Origin of the sequence: Treponema sp. UBA6852, assembly GCA_002449305.1 — a bacterium.
Taxonomy (GTDB): domain Bacteria; phylum Spirochaetota; class Spirochaetia; order Treponematales; family Treponemataceae; genus Treponema_D.
This window is the reverse complement of the sequence record DKDI01000009.1, coordinates 1-22,209: the sequence shown is the minus strand read 5'-3', so window position 1 is coordinate 22,209 and position 22,209 is coordinate 1. Positions and strand designations below refer to the sequence as shown.

The following is a 22,209-nucleotide window of genomic DNA, read 5'->3' as shown; positions in this document are numbered from 1 at the left end:
TCAAGCCTGAAAATGACATAAACGATACTTATGAGATATACAATGGCAGTTGCATATAAAAAAATTAAATTTCTTTTGTAAAAAGTTGACATTTGCAAAAGAACTGAATCATAATATAAAATATGTATTGTGAATAAAAACTACTGGAGGTATTTTATGAAGAAATTTATTTTTCCTGCTTTATTTGCATTTTTGTTTGTGCTTTCTTCGTGCATGAATATGTCCGGCTCTTCTGGTGAAGGCGGCTCTGTGCGTGTTGTCTTGCCGGGAAGCGCGCGCTATTCTTTTAGTCAGGACAAGGCTGATAAATTTGTTGTAACCATAAGTTTGAACTCTAAGATTGTTGACAAAAAAACTGAGTTTTCGGGGGGGGGTAATAGAATTTGATGAACTTAACCCCGGAGAGTATATAATAGAAGCTAAAGCATTTGATTCTAATGAAGGCGACCTTGTTGTTGGCTGGGGAACTGCTGACGCGACTGTTGAAAAAGGTGAAAACACGGATTGTTCTTTGTCTTTACAGCCTGTAGTTTCCGCATTTGATTCTACGCCTTCTTATAAAAAACTGGTTGTTCTTTCTTCCACTGACATGGTAAAACTTTGTGAATTGGTAAATGCCGGAAGCGACTTTGAAGGTATAACGATTACGCTTGCGGATGATGTTGATTTGGCAGATTGTGCGGATGACTGGCAGCCGATTGGATTTGTAAAATCAATTACAGACGACTATGCAGAGAGTAACAATATGCCGTTTAAGGGCACATTTAATGGAAATGGAAAAACAATTTCATACAATATAACAAAAAGAGAAGATGGACTTGGCAGCCAGATGTTTGGTCTTTTTTTTGACAACTACGGAACAATTGAAAATCTTGTTGTTAATCAGACTTGTTCAGGAGACCTTAGCGACCGTGGAATGAGCCGCGGAGGAATGATTTGTACATACAACTATGGAAATATAAAAAACTGCATTGTAAAGGCAGATATTTCCATAGGTACAAAAAGTGACACCGCAGGAATATGCAAAGTTAATACTGAAAGTGGAAAAGTAGTAAACTGCTTTGTAACCGGTAATATAGAAAATCAATTGACTTTTAACTGGAATGACTCTTATCAGAAAACTGCCGGAATATGTGCAATAAACTATGGAACTATAGAAAATGCTATAAGTGCTGTGCAGATAAAAACAAACTCCGTTAAAGACACGAGTACACAATTAAGCTATATTTCTGGTGCAATCGCCGCAAGAACAGACGGCTATTTGAAAAACTGCTACTGGTTTAAAGACAACATAGACCGTGGCGGAACTGCTGAAAATCAAATTGCCTATATAAGCAAAACTAATGCATATACTGCCGAAATCTGCATTCCAGACCCATCGAAAATCACCGGCTGCGGCTACTTTGACACAAATAGTCCGACTTCTTCTGTTGTTGCCGGCACAACATCGGAATGCAAGAGCGCGCAGACACTTTCGTACAGCGGCACTCTGATTGATATGCTTAACGCTTATGTTTCTGCAAGCTCTGATTTCGGGCTCAAGAAATGGAAGTCAGGAGCAGACGGCTCGCTTGCATTGGATTTTTAGTTTTTAGATTACCGTGTCAGGCACGGTAATGACAGTAAGTCGTTTTGTCATCTTAGGGTACATTAATGACAGGACGCACGTGATACTCCGGTCAAGCCGGAGTATGACATAAAATCATTATTGCCGAATTAAAATAAACTTGTCATATTTAGGCAAAGAATGCCATCTTCTAGCTTGACCCGAAGATTTTTTTGTGGTTGTTGATTCCTCTTTCTTTTCTATATAAACTGTCTGCATGATAAAAGAAGTTTCCATTGCGATTCAGCCAGAAAAAGAAAAAGACGAAAAATTCATACAAAAAGAAATCCGCCTTGCATTAAAAAAACAAGGAATCAGTTTTGAAGAAAAAGATATTTCAACTGTATTTGTAAAAAAATCGATTGACGCGCGCCATAGAAATATTAAATTTTTTTTGCGCTACAAAGTTTACATCGGAGAAAATCCTGCTGATGAATTTGCTTTGCCTGACTGGAAAACTGCGGACGGAAAAAAATCTGTCGCCATAATAGGTTCTGGACCTGCAGGACTTTTTGGCGCACTGAAACTTTTGGAGCATGGAATCAAGCCGGTTGTTATTGAGCGTGGCAGCGAAACTTCAAAACGAAAACGCGACATCGCCATGATAAGCACAACTGGAATTGTGGATGAAAATTCGAACTATTGTTTTGGCGAAGGCGGAGCTGGAACTTTTAGCGATGGAAAACTTTACACACGCAGCAATAAGCGCGGAAATATAAATGGCATTTTAAAAATTTTTGAGCATTTCGGGGCGGACAAAAAAATTCTTACAGACGCTCATCCGCACATCGGCACAGACAAGCTTCCGGCAATTGTAAACAACATTCGGAATTTTATTTTGCAAAAGGGCGGAGAATTTCTTTTTGATACTGAATGTGTTGATTTCATTTTAGAAAAATCCGGCGATGAAAAAATTGTAAAAGGTGTTGTTGTAAAAAATCAGGGGGAAACAAAAAATATTTTTGCGGATGCAGTTCTTTTGGCAACAGGACATTCAGCATCTGACATTTATGCTTTGCTTGCAAAAATTTCCCCGGAATCTCTTGAAGCAAAAACTTTTGCAATGGGTGTTCGTGTTGAGCATCCAAGAACTTTGATTGATTCAATTCAGTTTCACGGAGAAAAAAAACAGGAGCTTGGAGCTGCGGAATACAGGCTCACTTCACAAATTGACGGTCGCGGTGTTTACAGTTTTTGTATGTGCCCCGGAGGTTTTGTTGTTCCAAGCAGCACTGGCCCTAACGAAATTGTCGTAAACGGAATGTCTGCCGCAGGACGCAATAGCAAGTGGAGCAACTCGGCAATTGTCGTAGAAATTCGTCCAGAAGATATTCCTTTGGAATTTGTTGAAGAAGCAAAATCAATTGGAACTGAAAAAATTGCAGGTCTCCTTTTTAGAAAATTTATTGAACAGAAAACTTTTGAAAATGGAAAAGGTCAAAAAGCTCCGGCTCAGTGTCTTGTGGATTTTTTGAAACACAAGGCAAGTGAAACTCTTCCGCCTGCAAGTTATGCTCCAGGTGTTGTTGCAAGTCGTTTGGATAAATGGCTTCCTGCTCAGATTTCAAATCGCCTTGAAAAAGCTTTTGTAGAATTCAACAAGCTGATGAAAGGCTTTGTCTGCAATGATGCGCTTTTGATTGCTTCGGAAACACGCACAAGTACTCCTATAAGAATTCTGCGCAGCAAGGAAAAGTTTGAGTGCATTGGTTTGCGAAATCTTTTTCCGGCTGGAGAAGGAAGCGGATACTCTGGCGGCATTGTAAGTTCTGCAATGGACGGTGAAAATGCCTGTGAAAGGATTGCATTGCAATGGAGCAAATAGTTTTAGCCGGGGCTTCTTTTGTTTTTGGCTTGGACGAAATACGAGAAGCTTTTTTGAGTATTGGAATTGAAGCCTTTTTTGCGGAAGTTCCCTATATGCTCAAGTATCAAGAAATTCCAGAAAAAGAAAAAATAGAATTTACTGATAAAATTCCAGAAAATAAAATTGTTGTTCCTCTGTCTGAATATTGGATTTCTGAATGTATAAAAAATATTGAGAGTTGTAAAATTTCAAAAAACGCATTGCTGGCTTCACGCTCCAAAAAAAAACTTTATGACTTGTTGAACTATTTTAAAGTTCCAAGAATTTTTGATTCGATTCAGCTGGCAAAAGATTTTGTTAATCAAACTGGAAAAAGTATAATTGTAAAACCCGACGGACTTTTTTCTGGCTACGGAATAAAAATTGCAAGCAAAGAAAATATTGGTGAAGTTGAAAAATTTATTTTTAATGCCCGAAATGTGAATAACCGTGCGTTAAAACTTTTTGAAATTGAAAATAAAAATGCGCTTGTTACAGAATATATTTTGGGAAAAGAATACAGTGCGGACATTTTTTATTTTAAAGGAAATGTTTCTTTAGTCCGACTTTGCAAAAAAGAAATTGTTTTTATTCATGGAACGCCGTGCACTGCGGTTTATCAGCTTTTAAATCCTAGCACAGAAATAAAAGTAGCCCTTGAAAAATGGTGCGATGTTTTATTTGAAAAAGAAAATATTTCGTTTGGACAGTTTGATTTTATTGAAGACCAGGAAGACACTCTTGTTCCGATTGATTTTGCGCCTAGAATTGGCGGTGGAATTGAAGAGCTTTTAAAGTGCTGCAAAAAAAATGTTTATGCTAGCGCAGTGCTGAATGTTTTTGAACAAAATGGAAATAATATTTTTTCTTCGGATGAAAATTGCCTTTCTCAGTTCAATTATCTTCCTACAAAAAGCGGAAAAATTTTCAACGACAGCTATAATCTTCTTTCAGGAAAAAAAAATATTTATAAGCACAAGAAAGACTTTGTTCCTGAATGTCCTTCAAGTTCCGCAAGCAGAATCGCAGTTGTAATTGCGCATCATAAATCACCTGTTGAAAAAGAAATTTTAGATTCACTTTTAATCGGCAGCGAGCATATTGAGTTTTGGAAAAAGTAAGTTAAAAATCAGTTTTTTAAAAATTTTTCTTTCCAGTGCCAGACTGGTTTTGCAAGCGCATTGCTGAAAGGCTGTGTTTTGTTAAAATCTGGAAGCCAGCTTGTGTCGTCGCTTAAATCTTGATAGAACAAATATTCAAAGTTATAAGCTTCAATAATGTCGCGTAGGATTTCATCTTCGTCTTTGCTGATTAAACGATTTTCAAAAGTGCTAAGTGAATTTTCTCTCCAGTTTTTTTCTGCTTCGGTTTTTGAGTTGAATGGAACTGGCGTGTACTGCGACATAAGTGAAATGCAGCTTTTTCCGTCAGCATTTTTTTTCAGCCATTCAAGCGCAAAAATTGTGTCATCAATTTTTCCAGGCAAGGCAAGATGTCTTATTATAACGCCGCCTTTTATTTTTTCTTTCTTTTCAGCGTTTTTTGAAACTTCCTCTATTTCAAGCGGAAAATTTTTTATCATCCAACTGATGCTTTTTTTTGCAACAAGCGGATAATCTTCTGCCATAAAAAGTTTTTTGCTTGCTTCACTGCTGATTGTTTTAAAATCCGGAAGCCATATATCAACGACATCTTTTAAAAGCTCAAGAGCTTCAACTGATTCATAAGCACTGGAATTCCATGCAACTGGAATTTTAAGCCCTGAATTTTTTGCGATTTCTAGGAACTGCGCGATTTTTGAAATGTGATGGCTTCCTGTAACTAAATTTATATTTTCTGCTCCCAGCTCTTGAAGCTTGAGACAAATTTCTGCAAATTCTTTTTCATCTACATTTGCGCCCATTCCTTGCTGGCTTATCTGATAGTTTTGGCAGAATGCGCATTTTAAAGTGCAACCTGTAAAAAATATTGTTCCGCTTCCGCCGAAAACTGTGATTAGCGGTTCTTCTCCAAAATGCAATCCTGCAGAAGCGATTTTCAAATTTTCTGTTTCTCCGCAGAATCCCGTTTTTCCATTACTTCTGTCTGACTTGCATTTTCTTGGGCACTGAACACATTGCTGGTAAAAGTTATTTTCCATTGATTACATTGCCTGCTTGTCTAAAAAAATCATCATCATATTGTTTAAAGTTTCAATTGGAATTTCTTCTGCCTCGCAATTTGTAATTTGGCAAAGTTCTTTCCAGTCGTCATTGCTCAAAGCTTCTGTTGAAGAAACGTCATTGTCTATGAGAGCCTGCATTGCTCCAAGAATTTTTACGTGCTCTTCTGTAGGTTCGTTTTCTAGCTGACTTGAATTTAAAATGTATTTATTCATCCAGTAATCAGAAAAAGCATCTGCTAGCGACTTTAAATTTCTATTTGAGTTTGAAAATAAATTTTGAATTTGAATGCAGACTTTTTTTCCGTCATAAACAGGATTTTCTGAACGGTAATGTTTTTTGATTTTTTGAACATCTGAAAAAAATTTTTGAATGTTATCCATGAAGTAAATATACATTTAATTTGTAAAAAATAAAATAGCAGTTTTTCATTGCGTTTGTTTTGTGCTATAATATTTTTTATGGAAAATAATAAATTTAATTTTTGTCCTGATTGCAGCTCAAAAAAAATCCAAACGCTTTTGAATGGAAGGCAATGGTGTTGTCCTGACTGCGGACTTGAACTTTTTAATAATGTCGCTTCTGCTGTGGGCGTAATTCTTGAAAATGAAAAACATGAAATTCTTTTTGAACGCCGGGCAAAAGAACCTAGAAAAAATTTCCTTGCATTTCCCGGAGGATTTTGTGAACCTGATGAAGAACCTGAAAAAAGTGCAATGCGTGAGTGTTCAGAAGAAATTGGAGTTGTGCCTGAAAATATAAAATTTGTTGGAGCTTTTCCAAATACTTATGTTTACAAAAAAATAATTTATAAAACCTGCGATATGTTTTATTCAGCGTCTTTGCCTTCTAATTTTGAATTTAAAACTCAGCAAAGCGAAGTTGTTTCACTTGAATGGATAAAAGCTGAATCTTTGGCGGATATAGAAAAAATTCCTTTGGCATTTGAGTCTGCAAAAAAAGCTCTTTTAAAATATCTGGAGATAAAAAATGCGCGCTAGTTTTTTTGTTTGTATTGCAGGAATTGCAGTTTATCTTTGCGTTTTGCTTTTTTACTTCATGAAAATTTCAGCGAAAAAAAATGCCATGAAAAAGGAAGGCAAGAAAATTCAAAAAGCCAGTGCATCGTTTGTAAGCAGTTTGCTTCTCTGCGCACTTGTTGAACTTCTTCCTATTTTGATTCCGCTGAAAATTTATGTGATTGCAATTGTATGTTTGTGCGGCATTTTGGGCTCTTATCTTGTTCTAAAGGAACGTCTTGAAAAATTGTAAATTCCACTAGACAAGAATCTTTTTTCTTGCTATAGTATTTTCACGTTATGGCGTCATACCCAAGTGGTAAGGGACTGGTCTGCAAAACCACTATGCATCGGTTCGATTCCGATTGACGCCTTTCGCAATTGAAGATGTCTTTTTTAAGGCATCTTTTTTTTGCGCTTACGGATTTTACAAGCAAAGCTGGAATCCGATTTTATATATTGCTGCCTTCGGGCGGCATTTTTTTTATAAAATTGCATTTTTTGTCTGTTTAAGCTAAAATATTTTCTCAATGAAATTAAAAGTTGTAGCATTTTTTTTCTGTTCAGTAATTTTTACAGTTGCTTTTGCTGATTCTGCAAAGATAGATTTTTGGAGTGATATTCCGCCAGAACCACTTTCTCAGAAGCTTGTTGACTCTATGAGCGATGAAGAACTTCTTGCGCAGATTCTTATGTTCGGTTGGGCTGGAGCCGAGCCGAGTGATTTGCTGAATTCTTGGGTAACTCAGCGCGGACTTGGAAGTGTAAAAGTTTTTGGGTGGAATACTGACAATATTCAAAAAGTCGCAAAGTCAGTGCGGATTCTTCAGCAGGAGGCAGCAAGCAGGCCTTTAAAGATTCCGCTTTTTGTTGCTACAGATCAGGAAGGCGGTTGGATTCGCCATGTAAAAGGTGAAACTTCTGATACCCCGGGGAACCTTGCAATTGGAGCTTCTGGGTATCCGCTTGATGCTTATTATTCTGGCTTTTATATAAACCGTGAAATCCGTGCGCTTGGAATTAACATGAATTTTGCTCCTACTGTGGATTTGTATACGAATTTGAATTCAAGTGTGATTGGTCCGCGGTCATTTGGTTCTGACCCTGTTGATTCTGGAATTTTAGGTGAGGCTTTTGCAGCAGGTTCAATGGACGCTGGTGTTATTCCGACTGCAAAACATTTTCCAGGACATGGCGACACGAGTCTTGACAGCCACGGAAGGCTTCCGCAGATTGAAATTGATGCGCGGACTTTGGTGAACCGTGAGCTTGTTCCTTTTGAATATTTGATAAAGGCAAAAATTCCTGCAATTATGAGCGGGCATCTTTCATTTCCTCAGATTGAAAGCGACGGAACTCCTGCAAGCCTTTCTAAAAAATTTCTGACTGATATTTTGCGCCGCCAGATGAATTACGATGGTCTTATAATTACTGATGACATGATGATGAACGGAGCGACTTTGTTTGCAGGCTCTTTTCATCGTGCTGTAATGATGGCAATTGAAGCAGGAAACGATATTATAATTTCTTCTACGACTGCCGGGCTTTATGACAATATGTGGACTAGAAATCTTGAGCGGATGAAAACAAATTCGAAATTTAAAGAACGTGTAAAGGATGCTGCCCGGCGTGTTGTTTTTGCCAAACTAAATTATTTTAAAAGTGAAAATCATGCGCCGCTTTATCCTGATGAGAATTCAATTTTTGAGCACATTCCAGATAAAGACGGTCAAAAATTTTTTCTTGAGCAAGCCTGCCGTTCAGTGAGCGTTTACAAACAAGGTTCAGCTTTGCCGTTGAAGCCTGCAGAAGGTGAGCGCGTTTTAATAGCAGGTCCTTTTCTTTCGCTTTATAGTGAAGGTCGAAAACGTTATCCAAATGTTTCGACTTTTCATTTCAGCTATGAATTAAAAAACGACAATAGCAATTTTGATAATTGGAATGCGGCTTCTTTAGTTTCCGTGGCGGATAGCTATGATACAATTATTATCTGTGTTTACGACAAGCACACGGCGAATATTGCGAAACGTTTGCGCTACATGGACAAGCGGATTGTTATTCTTTCTATTATGTCTCCGGTTTTTGTTCTTGATGATTTTGATTGGGCGGACACAATCCTTTGCGGATACAGCTACTCAAGTTATTCGTTTGCGGCTTTGTTCGGAGCTTTGAGCGGAGAATTTGTTCCGCAGGGAATTATTCCTTTAAAGCGTTAAAAAATCCGTCTAACGATAAAAAATCTTCAGGCGGATTTTAAATGCTATTCTATGAATTTTAGAATTTCATCTTTTGGCTGATAACCAACGCTGGTTTTTACTGCTTTGCCGTTTTTAAAAAGCACAAGCATCGGAATGCTTACAACTCCAAATTGTGTTGCAAGAGCTGGCTCTTCATCGACATTTACTTTTCCAACTTTTAAATTTTCTGATTTTTCCGCCGCGATTTCTTCAATTACGGGAGACAGCATTCTGCAAGGTCCGCACCAAGTAGCCCAAAAGTCAACAAGAACCGGCTTGTTTGAATTTAAAACTTCTTCTTTGAAATTTGATTCTGTGATTTTTACTTCCATAATTTCCTCCAAAATTATTTTGATTTATAATAAAGCATGCAATGGCAAAATCCTTCAAAGTCAGGATCTTTTATCTGGTCTCTGAATTCCTTGCACATACATTTTGTGTCTGGAGTTTTTTCAACTCTGCACGGACAGTAGCCGCCTTTTTGTTTTAAGCCTTCTTTTACAGTTTGCGCAATTTCAGAATTTGGATTTTCAGTTATTTTCATTTTTCCTCCAAATAAATTGAATAAATCATGTTTCTTAAAAAATCTTGTGCAAATTTTTCTGTCATAATAAAAGATACAAAATGTTTTCGCGTAAGACAAGTTGATTCTAAATGCTGCTTGTAAAATGTGTTTCTTCCATTTAAGTTTAAAATTTGGTATACTTGGCACATTTAGAAAATTGAAGATTCGGGCTTTTGAGTTTTTATTTTACGCTGAAAAATTCTGCTTTTAAAAACTTCCCGCTTTTTTAAATAGAGGAACTATGGCTTTTTATGATTCATTCGATGTAGCGGTTTGCGGCGGAGGTCATGCTGGAATTGAAGCTTCCCTTGCTTGCGCTAGAATGGGACTAAAGACGATTTTAATTACACAGTCGATTGACTCAATTGGAAGAATGAGCTGCAATCCTTCAATCGGCGGAATTGCAAAAGGAAATATTGTCCGGGAAATTGATGCTCTTGGAGGAGAGATGGGAAAATTGATTGACCGCTCAATGATTCAATTTAGAATGCTGAACAAAAGCCGCGGTCCTGCAGTTCAGGCTCCTCGTTCACAAGCAGACAAAATTGTTTATTCATCTCTTGCGCGCCATGTTGTGGAATCTACGGAGAATCTTTCAACTTTGATGGACACTGTTGTTGATGTTTTGACTGTAGCTTCGGATGTGCCGTTGCCAAAAGACAGTTCTGGTTCTATGGAAGCAGGCTCGATTCCAGGAGAAAAACGTTCAGGCTCTTCATACACTTTTGCGACACAAGCTTGCCGTAGCGGAATGAGGCAAAAAATTATCGGTGTAGTTACAGAGCGTGGAAGAATTATTCCTTGCCGGGCTGCAGTTCTTACAACGGGAACTTTTTTAGGCGGAAGAATTTTTATCGGTGAATACGATGCTCCCTGCGGACGTTTAGGCGAGACTGGCGCATTTGGCTTGACTGAAAGTTTGAGCCGTCTTGGATTTACAACAGGCCGGCTTAAGACAGGAACTCCTCCGCGGATTTTAAAGCATACAGTTGATTTTTCAAAATTTGAACTTCAGGAAGGAGATAAAGAAATTGTTCCTTTTAGCTTTGATGATGAAAAAATTGAACGTCCGATGGTGCCGTGCCATTTGGTTTATACAAATGAAGAAACTCATAAAATAATCAGGGAAAATATAAACCGCTCGCCATTGTATTCTGGAAAAATCAGCGGAGTTGGTCCTCGCTATTGTCCGAGCATTGAAGACAAAGTTATGCGTTTTGCTGAGCGGAACAGACATCAGCTTTTTGTTGAGCCGGAAGGTCTTGAAACTGATGAGATTTATCTTAACGGATTAAGTTCCAGTTTGCCGGAAGAAGTTCAAGATGCTTTTTTGCGGACTATGCCTGGGTTTGAAAATTGTGTTGTAAGCCGCCCGGGGTATGCTGTTGAGTATGACTATATTGAGCCGACACAGCTTTTTCCTTCTCTTGAAACAAAACGTGTTGCAGGTCTTTTTAATGCCGGGCAAATCAATGGAACTTCAGGCTATGAAGAAGCTGCAGGTCAGGGACTTGTTGCTGGAATAAATGCTGCGCTCTATGCAAGGGAACATAAAAAATTATGCGGACCGATTTGCGCTTCTGATTCATCATTTAGGTCTTCTCCTGCAAGTTCTGAGCCGGGAAGATTTATGCCCAAGCCAGTTTTCAATTCTGATGAACTTAAAAACTTTGCTGAAATTTCCGCGAATGAAACTGAATCTTTATCCAGAAAATTGATGGAAACACAAAAAGAATTTGGCTTTGATTCTTTTGAAAAAATTCCGTCTTACGAGCCGCTTGTCCTTGGTCGTGATGAAGCTTACATTGGCGTGCTTATTGATGACCTTGTTACGCTTGGAACAAAAGAGCCTTATAGAATGTTTACAGCCCGAGCTGAATACAGGCTTAAGCTTAGGCATGACACTGCTGACAGACGATTGCGGAAAAAAGGCTTTGATGCAGGTCTTATTTCAAAGGCTCAGTTTGAACAAATGAATTTGAAATATCAGAAAGTTGATGAAGCACTTGAATTTTTGAGCAAGCATCCAGATGCTGAAAATCCTGGAAACTTTAACTGCCTTGAATGGATTTTGGCGCAGGAAGATTTTAAGTACCGCTATTATATTGAAAAACAGGATTCTAGAGTTGCAAAAATGCATCGCATGGAAAACGCAAGAATTCCTTTGGATTTTGATTATTCAAAAATTGTCGCATTGTCTTCAGAAAGCCGCGCAAAACTTGAAAAAATTCGGCCTCTTACTTTGGGACAGGCTTCAAGAATAAGCGGAATTAGAAACAGCGACATAATGCTTTTGATGGTTTATCTTCGCTAATGAAAAAAATCGACTGGAATAAAATTGCTTTTTTTTCTGCTCTTTGTTTTTTTCTTTCTGCTGTAGAATATGCAGTTCCAAAGCCATTGCCTTTCTTTAAAATTGGATTTGCAAATCTTCCGATTTTGATAAGTCTTCCGGTTTTGAAAAAACAAGAAACATTGATGCTTGTTTTATTAAAAATTTTTTTGCAGGCAATTATAACCGGAACTTTGTTTTCTTATGTTTTTATTTTTTCCTTTGCAGGTTCTGTTGCTTCCGGAATTTCCATGATGCTTGCATATTTTATTTTTAGAAACAAAATTTCTTTTATTGGAATTTCTGTTTGCGGCGGACTTGCAAATAATATTGCGCAGATTTTTTTAGCCGGTATTTTTATGTTTGGCTCGAATGTGAAATTTATTGCTCCTCCAATGCTTTGTGTTTCATTTTGCACTTCGTTAGCTCTTGGAATTTTTACAGGAAGATTTTGCAGAAAATCAGTTTGGTTTAAAGAGCTTGTTATTGGAACTCCAGCAAGAATTGATTCGGCGTTTTCAGAAAGTGAAAAGATGAATTTTTTTAATATTTTTATTTCTGCAATTGGTTTTGCAATTCTGATTTTCAGAAATTCAGTTTTTGAAATTTATTTTGTTGTTCTGTTTTTTGCCATTTTAGTCTTTATAAAAAAAAGAACTTTGAAAATTTTGCCATCTATGTTTTTGATTTTTTTTGTTGTTCTTTTTTCATTGTTTTCTCCGCATGGAAAAATTTTATTTACTTTTGGAAACTTGAATATAACTTTGGGGGCTTTGATTTTAGGACTTGTAAAGGGCGGGCGACTTTGCGGTTTTGTTTTTGTGTCGCAGTTTTTAATTTCAAAAAACATTTTTTTTCCCGGCAGAGTAGGAAAGTTTTTTTCTAATATTATGTCTTGTTTTTCAAAACTGTCAGAGATAAAAATCCGGCTGACAAAAGAAAATTTTATTTATCAAATTGACAGCCGGCTTTGCAAAGTTTGGCGGAATGAAATTTAAATTCTAAAAATTTCTGAGTGCGTTAAAACTTCATTGCCAGTTTCTGTTATTAGAATGTCATTTTCAAGACGAGTTCCGCCAAGATTTTTATCATAAAGTCCAGGCTCAAGTGTTATGATATTTCCAGCTTCGAAAACATCATTTTCGTTTGCTCTCATGCTTACAAATGGCTCTTCGTGAATTTCAAGGCCTGTTCCGTGCCCCAGTCCGTGCGGCATAGTTCTGTTTATTTTTGCAAAAATTTCATCAGCTTTTTTTACTGCGTGTGAAATTTTTTCGTTCGGCATATAAAGTTTTTTGCATTCATCAGCGGCTTCTTGCACGGCTTTTAAAAGCTCTTCTTGTTCTTTCAAAAGCGGGCCTTTTGCAATTGTGATTGTGCAGTCGCTTGCGTAGCCTTCGTAGCAAACTCCATAATCCAAAATTGACAATCCTTGAGTTCCCCAGTTTCCTTGTGTGTATCCCGGGAATGCGTGAATTGCAAAACTTCGATCTGGTCCTGCGGCGAGTGTGTCAAAACTTGTGCGTTCTGCGCCTTTTATTCTTAGCTCCCGTTCTGCAAAAAGCGCGACATCCGTTTCTGTTTTTATTTTTCCTTGACGCAAATTTTCCACAATAATTTTTGTCATTTCATCTGTGATTGCAGCTGCTTTTTTTGTACATTCAATTTCATAGTTGTCTTTTATTGCGCGAAGTGATTTTACAAAGTCGTGTGCAGAATTTTCTTCAGCGTATATTTTAAAACTTTCAAGTTTTTCTGAATACTTTTTAAACTGAATGTATGGAGTTTCTGGAGAAATGCAGAGTTTTGATTTTTTTTCAGAAATGGTTGATGTTAAAATTTCTTTTGCTGCATTTATGTAACTTCTTTTAAATTTTTCAGAAGGAATTATTTCATCTGCAAACGCTTTGTCTTTTGCTAAATTTTCATCCCACGGAATTAAAAAAGATTTTCCATTATCCAAAATAATTAAAGATGCGTCGCTTGGATGTCCGCAAAGATAACGCACGGCAACATCTCTTCTCTGTTCAGAATCTTCAAAGATTGCCGCCTTGATATTGTTTTGCTTTAAATATTCGCTGACCTTTTTTCGTCTGTCTTCATAAATTTGCTTTAAATTGAAATTCATTTTTTTTCCTCTGAAAGTTTATTTTCGCCTTGAAATTTTTTCAAATGCTATTTTTAAAAGTGAATCTTTTGAAATAAAAAGAAGCACAAGTCCTATTGCTCCAAAAATTGCCGCAGTTATAAAAACAGGAATTCCTTGCGAAATGATTCTTGGATTTCCGCTGAAAAAATTTATAAAATAGTTTTTTGTCAGAACAACCGGAATAACTGCAATTACCGAAAATGCCGCAATTTTTATTGCATACAAAACTGCAAGCTTTAAAATATTTCCAACATGAATTGATTTTGTTCTTCTTAAAAAAACAAAAAGCATCAATGTGTTTGCCGCGCTTGCAATTGTGAGTGCCAGAGCAATTCCTTTTCCCTTAAATCTAATAGAAAGAATTGAAGCTAGCGCAATGTTCACGGCGAAATTTATAAGTCCTGCAATTGTGGGACTCTTTGTGTTCTGCTGAGCATAAAATGCTGGAGAAACAATTCTGTTTACGGCAATAAAAAAAAGTCCTGCAATGTGAAAGTTAAAAACTTCAACAGTCATTTTGGTTGATTCAGAATTGAATTTTCCGCCTGCAAAAATTAACGTGATAATGTTTTCGCCCATTGCAAGTGAATAAAAAGTTACAGGAATTGCAATTAACGCCATAATTTTTATTGACTGAATTAAAAGCGTGTTAAAATTTTCCCACAGATTTTTTTTTGCAAATCCGGTCAAGTCTGGAAGAATTACAGTTCCGATTGTTACGGCGCAAATTCCCAAAATCAATTCTTGAAGCCTGAGTGAATATTGAAGACTTGAAACGATTCCTTCCCCTGCGCGCGCTGCTAATGCCGAGGACACAATGTCATTTATCTGGTAGCCTGCCATTCCAATTATTGTTGGACCAATCAGCGCAAAAACTTTTTTGCTTCCTTCATTTGAAAATGCTTTTTTTAAATTTACAAAAGTTATTTTCCAGTTGTTTTTTAAAACGAACGGAAGCTGAAAAAGAGCCTGAATTGTTCCGCCTGAAATTACACCGATTGCCATTGCCCTTGCAGGATTTTCCGTGAAGCGTGAAAGAATGAATGTTGATGAAATTACAATTATATTGAAAAGAATCGGAGTGAATCCTGACGGTGAAAATATTTTAAGTCCGTTTAAAATTCCCTGAAAAAAAGCTGCCACGGAAATTACAAAAAGATACGGAAACATTATCCTTGTCAAAACAACAGCTTCTTCCATTGAATTTTTGTCAGCGTAAAAAATCCGCAGAATGAACGGCGCAAAAATAATTCCTGCGATTACAAAAACTGATGTCAGGAAAACAACCAGCGTAAAAGTTGCGTTTATAAAATCCTGTGTTTTTTGTTTTCCCTCTGAAGTTCCGCATTCTTCAAGATGATTTTTAAAAGTCGGAATAAAAGCAACGGAAATTGAATTTTCAGCAAAAAGCCTGCGGAAAAGATTCGGAATCATAAAGGCTATTCCAAACGCATCTGAAAAAGCTGAAGTTCCTAAAAAACGTGCCTTTGTCATTTCCCTTGCGAGTCCAAGAACTCTTGAAGCCAAAGTAAGCATTGAAAGTGAAATTCCTTTTGCTAAAAGTGAATTTTGCGCATTTTTTTCTTTATTTTTTTGAGAAGTAGACATATAATATATAGAATAATCCGCTTAATAAAATAAAGCAATTACCAAAGGATTATTTTTAAAGGAGAGCAGCGGGAGGAAAATTTTGAAGACTGGAAAACGTCATTTAAAGTTTTTTCAATATGTTGGCGACACTCCGATTGTTCCTACAAAATTGAAAATAATTATTTTCTTTGTGGCAATGCTTTTGCTTTCCACTTTTTCAACAAATCTTGTTGCGATTATGCTTTCACAAAGAAAAACAATTCAGCTTTCAAATATCGTGCTTGTTGACAAACTCACGGAACTTTACAACGTTGCAAACAGCCAGAAGCAAATTGAAGCTTATTCGCAGGATACGGAAACTTCAATTGATTCAATTGCTCAAAGCGCGAAAAACGGATTTGCAAAAGACGAAAAAAACAGCGTTGCACTTGGTGTGAATCCAGACGGTTCTCTTTTATTTTTTGCAACTCCAAACGAAGAGTTAAAATGGAAACGCTTTACAGATAAAGATTGCATCGAGATGATGGAAAATTCTGAAACACATGAAGGCTCTGTTTCTTTTATTTCTCCTGATGGCGATGAATATTTTGGAGTTTACAAATATCATCCGGACTGGCTCACTTATATAATCCGAGCAAACCGCCGTGCTGACACAAACCGCGCGATGTATCAGGTTTTGTGGATTACCGTTGTGCTTGTTCTTATAATGTCTGCATTTTTTATTCTTATGGGAACAAAAATTCTTGACGGGCTTCTTTCAAATATCAATAAGTTTTCAACACAGCTTTACAAAATGCAGCAGGACAAGAAACTTAATCTCATTGATATTTCAGAATCTCCGAACGACGACATTACTTACCTTGCCGCAAACTTTAATTCGCTTTCTTCTACAATAACAAATCTTCTTCAGATTTTCCAAAAGTTTGTTCCTGAGAATGTCGTTCGTAAAGCGCATGAAGAGCAGTTTATCCGCTTGGAAGGAAGCCAGCGAGAACTTACAATTCTTTTCAGCGATATAAAAAGCTTTACTTACCGAACTGAAGTTTTGGGGAATGACATCATCGGACTTTTGAATGTTCATTATGATTCGGTTATCAGAAAAGTCAGCGATAACAATGGAATTATCGGCTCAATTATTGGAGATGCGATTCTTGCAAGCTACGGAATTGAAGAGCATATTGAAACGAACAAATCTTATGATGCAATAAAAACCGCATGGGAAATTACCGCTGTCACTTCGGAACTTAGAAAGAAAATGTCGGACCGCCGTGCTGTCCTTGAAAAAGAACGTCCGCTTACAGAAAGTGAGGAGCGTGTTTATCAGGCTGTAATGCTTGATGTTGGTGTTGGAATTGACGGAGGAAATGTTTTCTACGGAAACATCGGTTCTTCAAAACGAATGGCAAACACTGTAATTGGCGACAATGTAAACTCAGCTTCAAGATTGGAAGGCCTTACAAGAATTTACAAAGTTCCAGTGATTGTAAGTTCGTATATTATGGAAGAAACTCTTCGCGACAATGAAGCTGCTTCGCGCTATAAATTTTATGAAATTGATACAGTCCAAGTTAAAGGAAAAACTGAAGGTGTGAAAATTTATTTCCCGCTTGATAAAGAATGCTCTCTTGAAGAATGGAAGTTTGAAGAACTTGACGAGAAATTTAAAATTTTTGAATACGGACTAAAGGCTTATTATGACGGTGATTGGAAAGCTGCAAGAGCTGAGTTTAAAAAATCAGGCTTGGATGTTGCAAAAGTTTTCCTTGAAAGAATCGGAATGAAATCTTCACCAGAAGACTGGAGTGGAATATGGACAATGACAACAAAATAAATTCAATGGTTCCTGCGGCTGTAAATGTTCACAAGGAAGTTGCGCTTCTTCTTGAAAATGAGCTCAACAGAATTGCAATGGACAACAAGCAGGATTCTTTCAGCATAGAAGATGAATTTTCAAAGACAAAGAAAAACAGCTTTTCGTTTATGTGGCAAAATATGTGGCTTAGGCTTCTTATTTGTTTTGGAGTTGTTTTTGCGATTACAGTTTTTCTTGTGCTTTTTGTTTCAAATTCAAACAGAGAAATAAAAGTTGAAGTGAGCGAATTTAAAAGCTTGAATCTTACTAGCTTGCTGAACAAAGTAAATGACATTGACCAAAAAATCCACGAGATTGAAAATGCAAAAAAAGCGATTGAAGAGCAGCGCAATGCAGAAATCGAGCGAATCGAAGGAATCCGTGCCGCCGCATTGAAATCACTTGCCGCATTGAATATTAAAAATAAAAACCGGCGTCTTCAGCAAGAACAGCAGATTGAGCAGACTTACAAAGCTGATTTGGCTTCCTTGGAAAAATACAACAAGTTCATTGCAAACTACAATGACGAGTTAAAAATGTATACAGAGCAGCGGAATGAATTTGATGCAACAAGAGTTCAGGAAGCGGAAAAGCAAAAGGCGATTATAAACAGTGAACGTTTTTTGCATGAAAAGGAAAAAGAAAAAATTATCAATGACTATGAAGCTCGCCTTGAAGATTCAAGAAATCTTTTGAAGCAGACTCAGGCTGAAGATTTAAAGCGGCAGGAAGAGCTTCTTGCATTTACAATCAATCAGTATGATCCGCCGATTCCAAAAGACAACCCGGATGCAAAGACTCTTGTTCAAGTTGCAAAAGATTTCACTGATGAATACACAGGGCCGGTTTACGAGGATATTGAAATTCCTGTTTCTGAGGATGCGTCTGAAGAATTTAAAGAAGTATTTGAAATTCAAAGAGATTTGTATGATTCAATTGAAAAAATTTCAGAGCTTTTGGAGATGCTTCCATTTAAAGATGAAAATGCGGTTGCTTCTTTTGTGCGCTCGATGAAGCGTTATTCATACACTGCCGGAAATCAAATTTCAGTTGCAAGTGTTTCTGAAGTCAACAGGCTCATTGCGGAAAAAACTTCCGTGGAAAATAATTATGAACGCGTTTCTTCAGATTACAATGAATTTCTTGAAGCGATTTGTTCAGAACCTTTTGGAAAAACTACTGCCAACGGAATTATTGCGAAGCAAGGAGATTTTTCTGGCACAGAAATTTATGTTTCCGAATTTAGCCGTGGCATTTTCACTAATCCTGAATACCGCGATTTTATTTTCCCTTGTTCACTTTGGCGCGGAAAAGACAAAATTGCAATTGGAGAAATTTCTTTGAACGACGACGGAAAATATGTTTTGTCAAATCTTGCTTTTGGCGGCGGACTAAAAATAAGAACTGGCGACAGAATTATTTTTGAAGAGCCGGTAAATCCAAAAGCTAAAAAATAAGCGAAAATAAAATTTTATATTTTTTTGCAGTGCGGCGGCATTTTGTGTTGTTTGCGCTGCATTGTTTTTTTCATAGTTAAAAATTAGGTTAAAGAAATGTCTGATTTAAAAAACACGGAACGTCTTGATAAAATACTTTCAAACAATGGAATTGGAACGCGCCGGGATGTAAAGCGTCTTATAAGAAGCGGAAAAATTTCTGTAAATGGGATTATTGTAAGAGAACCAGAATTTCATGCAGACGGAAACTGCGACGAGATTCTTGTGGACGGAAAAATTCTTACTGTTGAACAGAATGCATACTTTATGATGAACAAGGCTTGCGGCGCGGTTTGCTCTACAAAATCCGACAGAAGAAAAACTGTTTTTGAATATATTTCTTTGGAAGACAACAGAAAATATCCGGGCGGAAATCTTAGCACAGTTGGAAGACTTGACGCGGACACAGAAGGGCTTCTTGTTATTACAAGCGATGGAAATTTAATTCACCGGGTTACATTTCCAAAGTATGAAGTTCCAAAGACATATCTTGTTTATTTGCGTGATTCAGTTGATGATTTGGAAAAACTCAGTTACGAAAAAAAACTTGCCTGCGGACTTCACATTGAAGCGGAAGGAAAAGACGGAGAAGCTGATTGCCGTCCTGCCGTAATTGAATGGAAAGAAAAAAATCAGTATTATACCAAGACTAGCGAAAATCCTTCAGAAGTTTGCTGCCTTACTGTTACGGAAGGAAAATTCCACGAAGTAAAGCGGATTTTCAAAGCTTTGGGAAACGAAGTTGTTTACTTAAAAAGAATAAGAATCAATAATCTTTTTTTGGACGAAACTTTGGAAGAAGGAAACTACAGACCGCTCACAAAGGAAGAGATAAGACTTTTAGACGTAGAGGAAAAAAATGACTGACATTGAAATTGCCCAGAAAAATGTAATGGAGCCAGTTGAAAAAATCGCAGAAAAAATTGGAATTGGCCGGGAATCTTTGGAGCTTTACGGAAACTACAAAGCAAAAATTTCCTTTGAAAAACTCAATGCCTTGCAGAAAAAATCGCTTGACTCTTCTTCCCGCGGAAAACTTATTTTGGTTACTGCGATGACTCCGACTGCTGCTGGCGAAGGAAAATCAACTGTAACAATTGCGCTTGGCGACGGTCTTAGAAAAATCGGAAAAAAATCTGTAATTGCTTTGCGCGAGCCTTCTCTTGGTCCTTGCTTTGGAATAAAAGGCGGAGCTTGCGGCGGCGGATATGCGCAGGTTGTTCCAATGGAAGACATCAATCTTCATTTTACTGGCGACATCCATGCAATCACAGCTGCAAACAATCTTATGGCGGCGCTTATTGACAACCATATTCAGCAGGGGAATTCTTTAAACATCGATCCTCGCACAATTTCTTGGAAAAGATGTGTGGACTTGAATGACCGTTCTCTTAGAAATGTTATTGTCGGACTTGGCGGAAAAATCGATGGCGTTCCGCGTGAAAGCCATTTTCAGATTTCAGTTGCAAGCGAAATAATGGCGATTGTCTGTCTGTCAAAAACAATTTCAGAATTAAAAGAGCGTATTTCAAAAATTACAATCGGCGCAGACTACAGCAAGAATCCTGTTACATTCGGAAGCCTTGGCTGTACTGGAGCTGTCGCCGCGCTTTTAAAAGATGCAATACGCCCGAACTTAGTTCAGACACTTGAAAAAAATCCTGCGTTTATACATGGCGGACCGTTTGCGAATATTGCCCACGGCTGCAATTCTATCAATGCCACACTTTGCGCGCTTGCTCTTGGAGACTATGTTGTTACAGAAGCTGGTTTTGCCGCCGACCTTGGAGCTGAAAAATTCTTTGACATAAAATGTCGCATGAATGGAATTTCTCCAAATGCCGCTGTAATCGTTGCCACAGTACGCGCTCTAAAAATGCACGGTGGTGTTGCAAAAGCAGACCTTGGAGCTGAAAATATTCCGGCTGTTGAAATTGGTTTTGCAAATCTAAAGACTCACATTGAGAATATGAAAAAATTCGGAGTGCCTGTCGCAGTTGCTATTAATAAATTTATTACAGATACAGATTCAGAAATTGAGCTTGTAAAAAAACTTTGCTCGGAAAATGGATGTAATGCCGTAGTCTGCGAGGGCTGGGAAAAAGGCGGAGATGGGGCTGCTGACCTTGCGCATAAAGTTGTTGAGCTTTGTGATTCTCCTTGCGAATTCAAAAATATTTATCCGCTTGATATTTCTCTTAAAGAAAAAATTGAAATTCTTGCAAAGGAAATTTACAGGGCTTCTTCTGTTGAATTTGAAGGAAAGGCTTTGAAAAAACTCAAGCAGTTTGAAGAGCAGGGATTCGGTTCGCTTCCAATCTGCATGGCAAAAACCCAGAATTCAATAAGCCACGACAAATCTTTACAGGGCGCGCCAAAAGATTATGTGTTCCCAATTCGCGATGTTCAGCTTTATTCTGGAGCGGGATTCGTTGTTGCGTTTGCAGGCGACATTGTTGATATGCCAGGACTTCCGAAAACTCCTGCCGCGCTGAATATAGATGTTGATGACAACGGAATAATTTCAGGACTGTTCTAGGAGCAACTCCTCTAGTTTGCTTCGCAATGTTTGCGAAGCAAACTAGGTCTGGAATTTCATATTGTAGCTTTTCATTGATTATCGGGGTCGCTGCCCGATAATGACAACTTTCACAGTTTATTTCTTTAGCTGGGCTTTTATCGCGTCAAGAAGTTCACTGTATTCTTCAAACGCTGGAAGGTCTGGATTTTCCGACTTTATTTTATCTGTGCTTTTAAATAAAAATCCTGCCTTGCTCGCCTTAATCATTCCAAGGTCGTTGTAGCTGTCTCCAGAAGCGATTGTGTCGTATCCGATTGACTGAAGAGCTTTTACAGTTGTCAGCTTGGAATTTTCAATGCGCATTTTAAATCCTGTGATTTCCCCGGAAGTAGAAACTTCAAGCGAGTTGCAGAAAATTGTAGGCTGTCCGAGTTTTTTCATCAGCGGAGAAGCGAACTGCGTGAATGTGTCGCTGATTATTATTGTCTGGCAGATTGATCTAAGCTCGTCAAGAAATTCTTTTGCGCCCGGAAGCGGATCAATTTTTTCAATTACTTCCTGAATTTCTTTTAGTCCAAGTTTGTGCTCTTTTAGAATTCCAATTCTCCAGTTCATGAGCTTGTTGTAGTCCGGCTCGTCGCGTGTTGTGCGTGTAAGTTCTGGAATTCCAGAAGCCTTCGCAAATGCAATCCAAATTTCAGGAACAAGAACGCCCTCTAAGTCTAAGCATGTAATGTACATATTTTTCTCCGAATAAATTTTGCCTTATTTTATCAGAATCGGAATCATTGTGCAATTTTCAAACGTTTTTCTGTTAAATTTGCATAAATATGC

At 37.5% G+C, this 22,209-nt stretch carries 20 protein-coding genes and 1 tRNA gene; 14 read left to right on the top strand and 7 right to left on the bottom strand.

Annotated elements, in window-relative coordinates; all coding sequences use genetic code 11:
* Positions 1 to 156: 156 nt before the first annotated feature.
* The 4 genes from B3209_RS02410 to B3209_RS02395 all read left to right on the top strand — a co-directional run bounded on the left by B3209_RS02410 (position 157) and on the right by B3209_RS02395 (position 4,573).
* Positions 157 to 387 (top strand): hypothetical protein, encoded by a 231-nt coding sequence (locus tag B3209_RS02410; protein WP_296689733.1) that lies wholly within the window; start codon positions 157 to 159, stop codon positions 385 to 387.
* Positions 344 to 1,588: a hypothetical protein gene (locus B3209_RS02405; protein ID WP_296689731.1), complete on the top strand. Its 1,245-nt coding sequence runs from the start codon at positions 344 to 346 to the stop codon at positions 1,586 to 1,588. Before B3209_RS02410 ends, B3209_RS02405 begins: the two co-directional genes overlap by 44 nt.
* 235 nt (positions 1,589 to 1,823) lie before the next feature.
* Positions 1,824 to 3,431: an NAD(P)/FAD-dependent oxidoreductase gene (locus tag B3209_RS02400; RefSeq protein ID WP_296665310.1), complete on the top strand. Its 1,608-nt coding sequence runs from the start codon at positions 1,824 to 1,826 to the stop codon at positions 3,429 to 3,431.
* Complete coding sequence (locus B3209_RS02395) at positions 3,419 to 4,573, top strand: ATP-grasp domain-containing protein (protein ID WP_296665309.1); 1,155 nt, start codon at positions 3,419 to 3,421, stop codon at positions 4,571 to 4,573. The genes B3209_RS02400 and B3209_RS02395 overlap by 13 nt, the downstream gene beginning before the upstream one ends.
* A gap of 8 nt (positions 4,574 to 4,581) precedes the next feature.
* Here B3209_RS02395 and B3209_RS02390 read toward each other — a convergent pair whose 3' ends face one another.
* Both B3209_RS02390 and B3209_RS02385 read right to left on the bottom strand, forming a co-directional pair.
* Positions 4,582 to 5,592, bottom strand: a complete 1,011-nt coding sequence (locus tag B3209_RS02390; protein ID WP_296665307.1) for a radical SAM protein — start codon at positions 5,590 to 5,592, stop codon at positions 4,582 to 4,584.
* 3 nt (positions 5,593 to 5,595) lie between these two features.
* Positions 5,596 to 5,997 (bottom strand): hypothetical protein, encoded by a 402-nt coding sequence (locus B3209_RS02385; protein ID WP_296665305.1) that lies wholly within the window; start codon positions 5,995 to 5,997, stop codon positions 5,596 to 5,598.
* 78 nt (positions 5,998 to 6,075) lie between these two features.
* Here B3209_RS02385 and B3209_RS02380 point away from each other — a divergent pair, with 78 nt between their 5' ends.
* The 4 genes from B3209_RS02380 to B3209_RS02365 all read left to right on the top strand — a co-directional run bounded on the left by B3209_RS02380 (position 6,076) and on the right by B3209_RS02365 (position 8,849).
* Positions 6,076 to 6,615, top strand: a complete 540-nt coding sequence (locus tag B3209_RS02380) for an NUDIX hydrolase (RefSeq protein WP_296665304.1) — start codon at positions 6,076 to 6,078, stop codon at positions 6,613 to 6,615.
* A complete protein-coding gene (locus tag B3209_RS02375; RefSeq protein WP_296665302.1) occupies positions 6,605 to 6,886 on the top strand; it encodes a hypothetical protein in 282 nt (93 codons plus the stop codon). The genes B3209_RS02380 and B3209_RS02375 overlap by 11 nt, the downstream gene beginning before the upstream one ends.
* Positions 6,887 to 6,935: 49 nt before the next feature.
* A tRNA-Cys gene (locus B3209_RS02370) sits at positions 6,936 to 7,007 on the top strand.
* Positions 7,008 to 7,163: 156 nt separating this feature from the next.
* Complete coding sequence (locus B3209_RS02365; protein ID WP_296665300.1) at positions 7,164 to 8,849, top strand: glycoside hydrolase family 3 protein; 1,686 nt, start codon at positions 7,164 to 7,166, stop codon at positions 8,847 to 8,849.
* Between the two features lie 44 nt (positions 8,850 to 8,893).
* On the opposite strand, the gene trxA is transcribed toward B3209_RS02365, so the two are convergent.
* Positions 8,894 to 9,202, bottom strand: coding sequence for a thioredoxin (gene trxA / locus B3209_RS02360; RefSeq protein ID WP_296665298.1), 309 nt, complete (start codon positions 9,200 to 9,202; stop codon positions 8,894 to 8,896).
* A 14-nt stretch (positions 9,203 to 9,216) separates the two neighbouring features.
* A complete protein-coding gene (locus B3209_RS02355) occupies positions 9,217 to 9,414 on the bottom strand; it encodes a ferredoxin thioredoxin reductase catalytic beta chain (protein WP_288984750.1) in 198 nt (65 codons plus the stop codon).
* A 262-nt stretch (positions 9,415 to 9,676) separates the two neighbouring features.
* Here B3209_RS02355 and B3209_RS02350 point away from each other — a divergent pair, with 262 nt between their 5' ends.
* Together B3209_RS02350 and B3209_RS02345 are read left to right on the top strand one after the other, a co-directional pair.
* Positions 9,677 to 11,749 (top strand): tRNA uridine-5-carboxymethylaminomethyl modification enzyme MnmG/GidA, encoded by a 2,073-nt coding sequence (locus B3209_RS02350; RefSeq protein WP_296665296.1) that lies wholly within the window; start codon positions 9,677 to 9,679, stop codon positions 11,747 to 11,749.
* Positions 11,749 to 12,765, top strand: a complete 1,017-nt coding sequence (locus tag B3209_RS02345) for a Gx transporter family protein (RefSeq protein ID WP_296665294.1) — start codon at positions 11,749 to 11,751, stop codon at positions 12,763 to 12,765. Before B3209_RS02350 ends, B3209_RS02345 begins: the two co-directional genes overlap by 1 nt.
* On the opposite strand, the gene B3209_RS02340 is transcribed toward B3209_RS02345, so the two are convergent.
* Together B3209_RS02340 and murJ are read right to left on the bottom strand one after the other, a co-directional pair.
* On the bottom strand, positions 12,762 to 13,895 hold the full coding sequence (locus tag B3209_RS02340; protein ID WP_296665291.1) for a M24 family metallopeptidase: 1,134 nt from the start codon (positions 13,893 to 13,895) through the stop codon (positions 12,762 to 12,764). The genes B3209_RS02345 and B3209_RS02340 overlap by 4 nt on opposite strands.
* 18 nt (positions 13,896 to 13,913) lie before the next feature.
* A complete protein-coding gene (gene murJ / locus B3209_RS02335) occupies positions 13,914 to 15,524 on the bottom strand; it encodes a murein biosynthesis integral membrane protein MurJ (RefSeq protein ID WP_296665289.1) in 1,611 nt (536 codons plus the stop codon).
* Between the two features lie 82 nt (positions 15,525 to 15,606).
* On the opposite strand from murJ, the gene B3209_RS02330 reads away from it, so the two are divergent.
* From B3209_RS02330 to B3209_RS02315, 4 genes are all read left to right on the top strand, one after another.
* On the top strand, positions 15,607 to 17,337 hold the full coding sequence (locus B3209_RS02330) for an adenylate/guanylate cyclase domain-containing protein (RefSeq protein WP_296665287.1): 1,731 nt from the start codon (positions 15,607 to 15,609) through the stop codon (positions 17,335 to 17,337).
* A complete protein-coding gene (locus tag B3209_RS02325) occupies positions 17,316 to 18,815 on the top strand; it encodes a hypothetical protein (protein WP_296665285.1) in 1,500 nt (499 codons plus the stop codon). Before B3209_RS02330 ends, B3209_RS02325 begins: the two co-directional genes overlap by 22 nt.
* A gap of 96 nt (positions 18,816 to 18,911) precedes the next feature.
* Complete coding sequence (locus B3209_RS02320) at positions 18,912 to 19,721, top strand: pseudouridine synthase (RefSeq protein ID WP_296665283.1); 810 nt, start codon at positions 18,912 to 18,914, stop codon at positions 19,719 to 19,721.
* Positions 19,714 to 21,393 carry a formate--tetrahydrofolate ligase gene (locus B3209_RS02315; RefSeq protein WP_296665281.1) on the top strand — a complete coding sequence of 560 codons (1,680 nt, stop codon included), beginning with the start codon at positions 19,714 to 19,716 and terminating at the stop codon, positions 21,391 to 21,393. Before B3209_RS02320 ends, B3209_RS02315 begins: the two co-directional genes overlap by 8 nt.
* Positions 21,394 to 21,510: 117 nt before the next feature.
* Here the strand turns inward: B3209_RS02315 and thrH are convergent, their stop codons facing one another.
* A complete protein-coding gene (gene thrH / locus B3209_RS02310) occupies positions 21,511 to 22,116 on the bottom strand; it encodes a bifunctional phosphoserine phosphatase/homoserine phosphotransferase ThrH (RefSeq protein ID WP_296665280.1) in 606 nt (201 codons plus the stop codon).
* Positions 22,117 to 22,209: the final 93 nt, after the last annotated feature.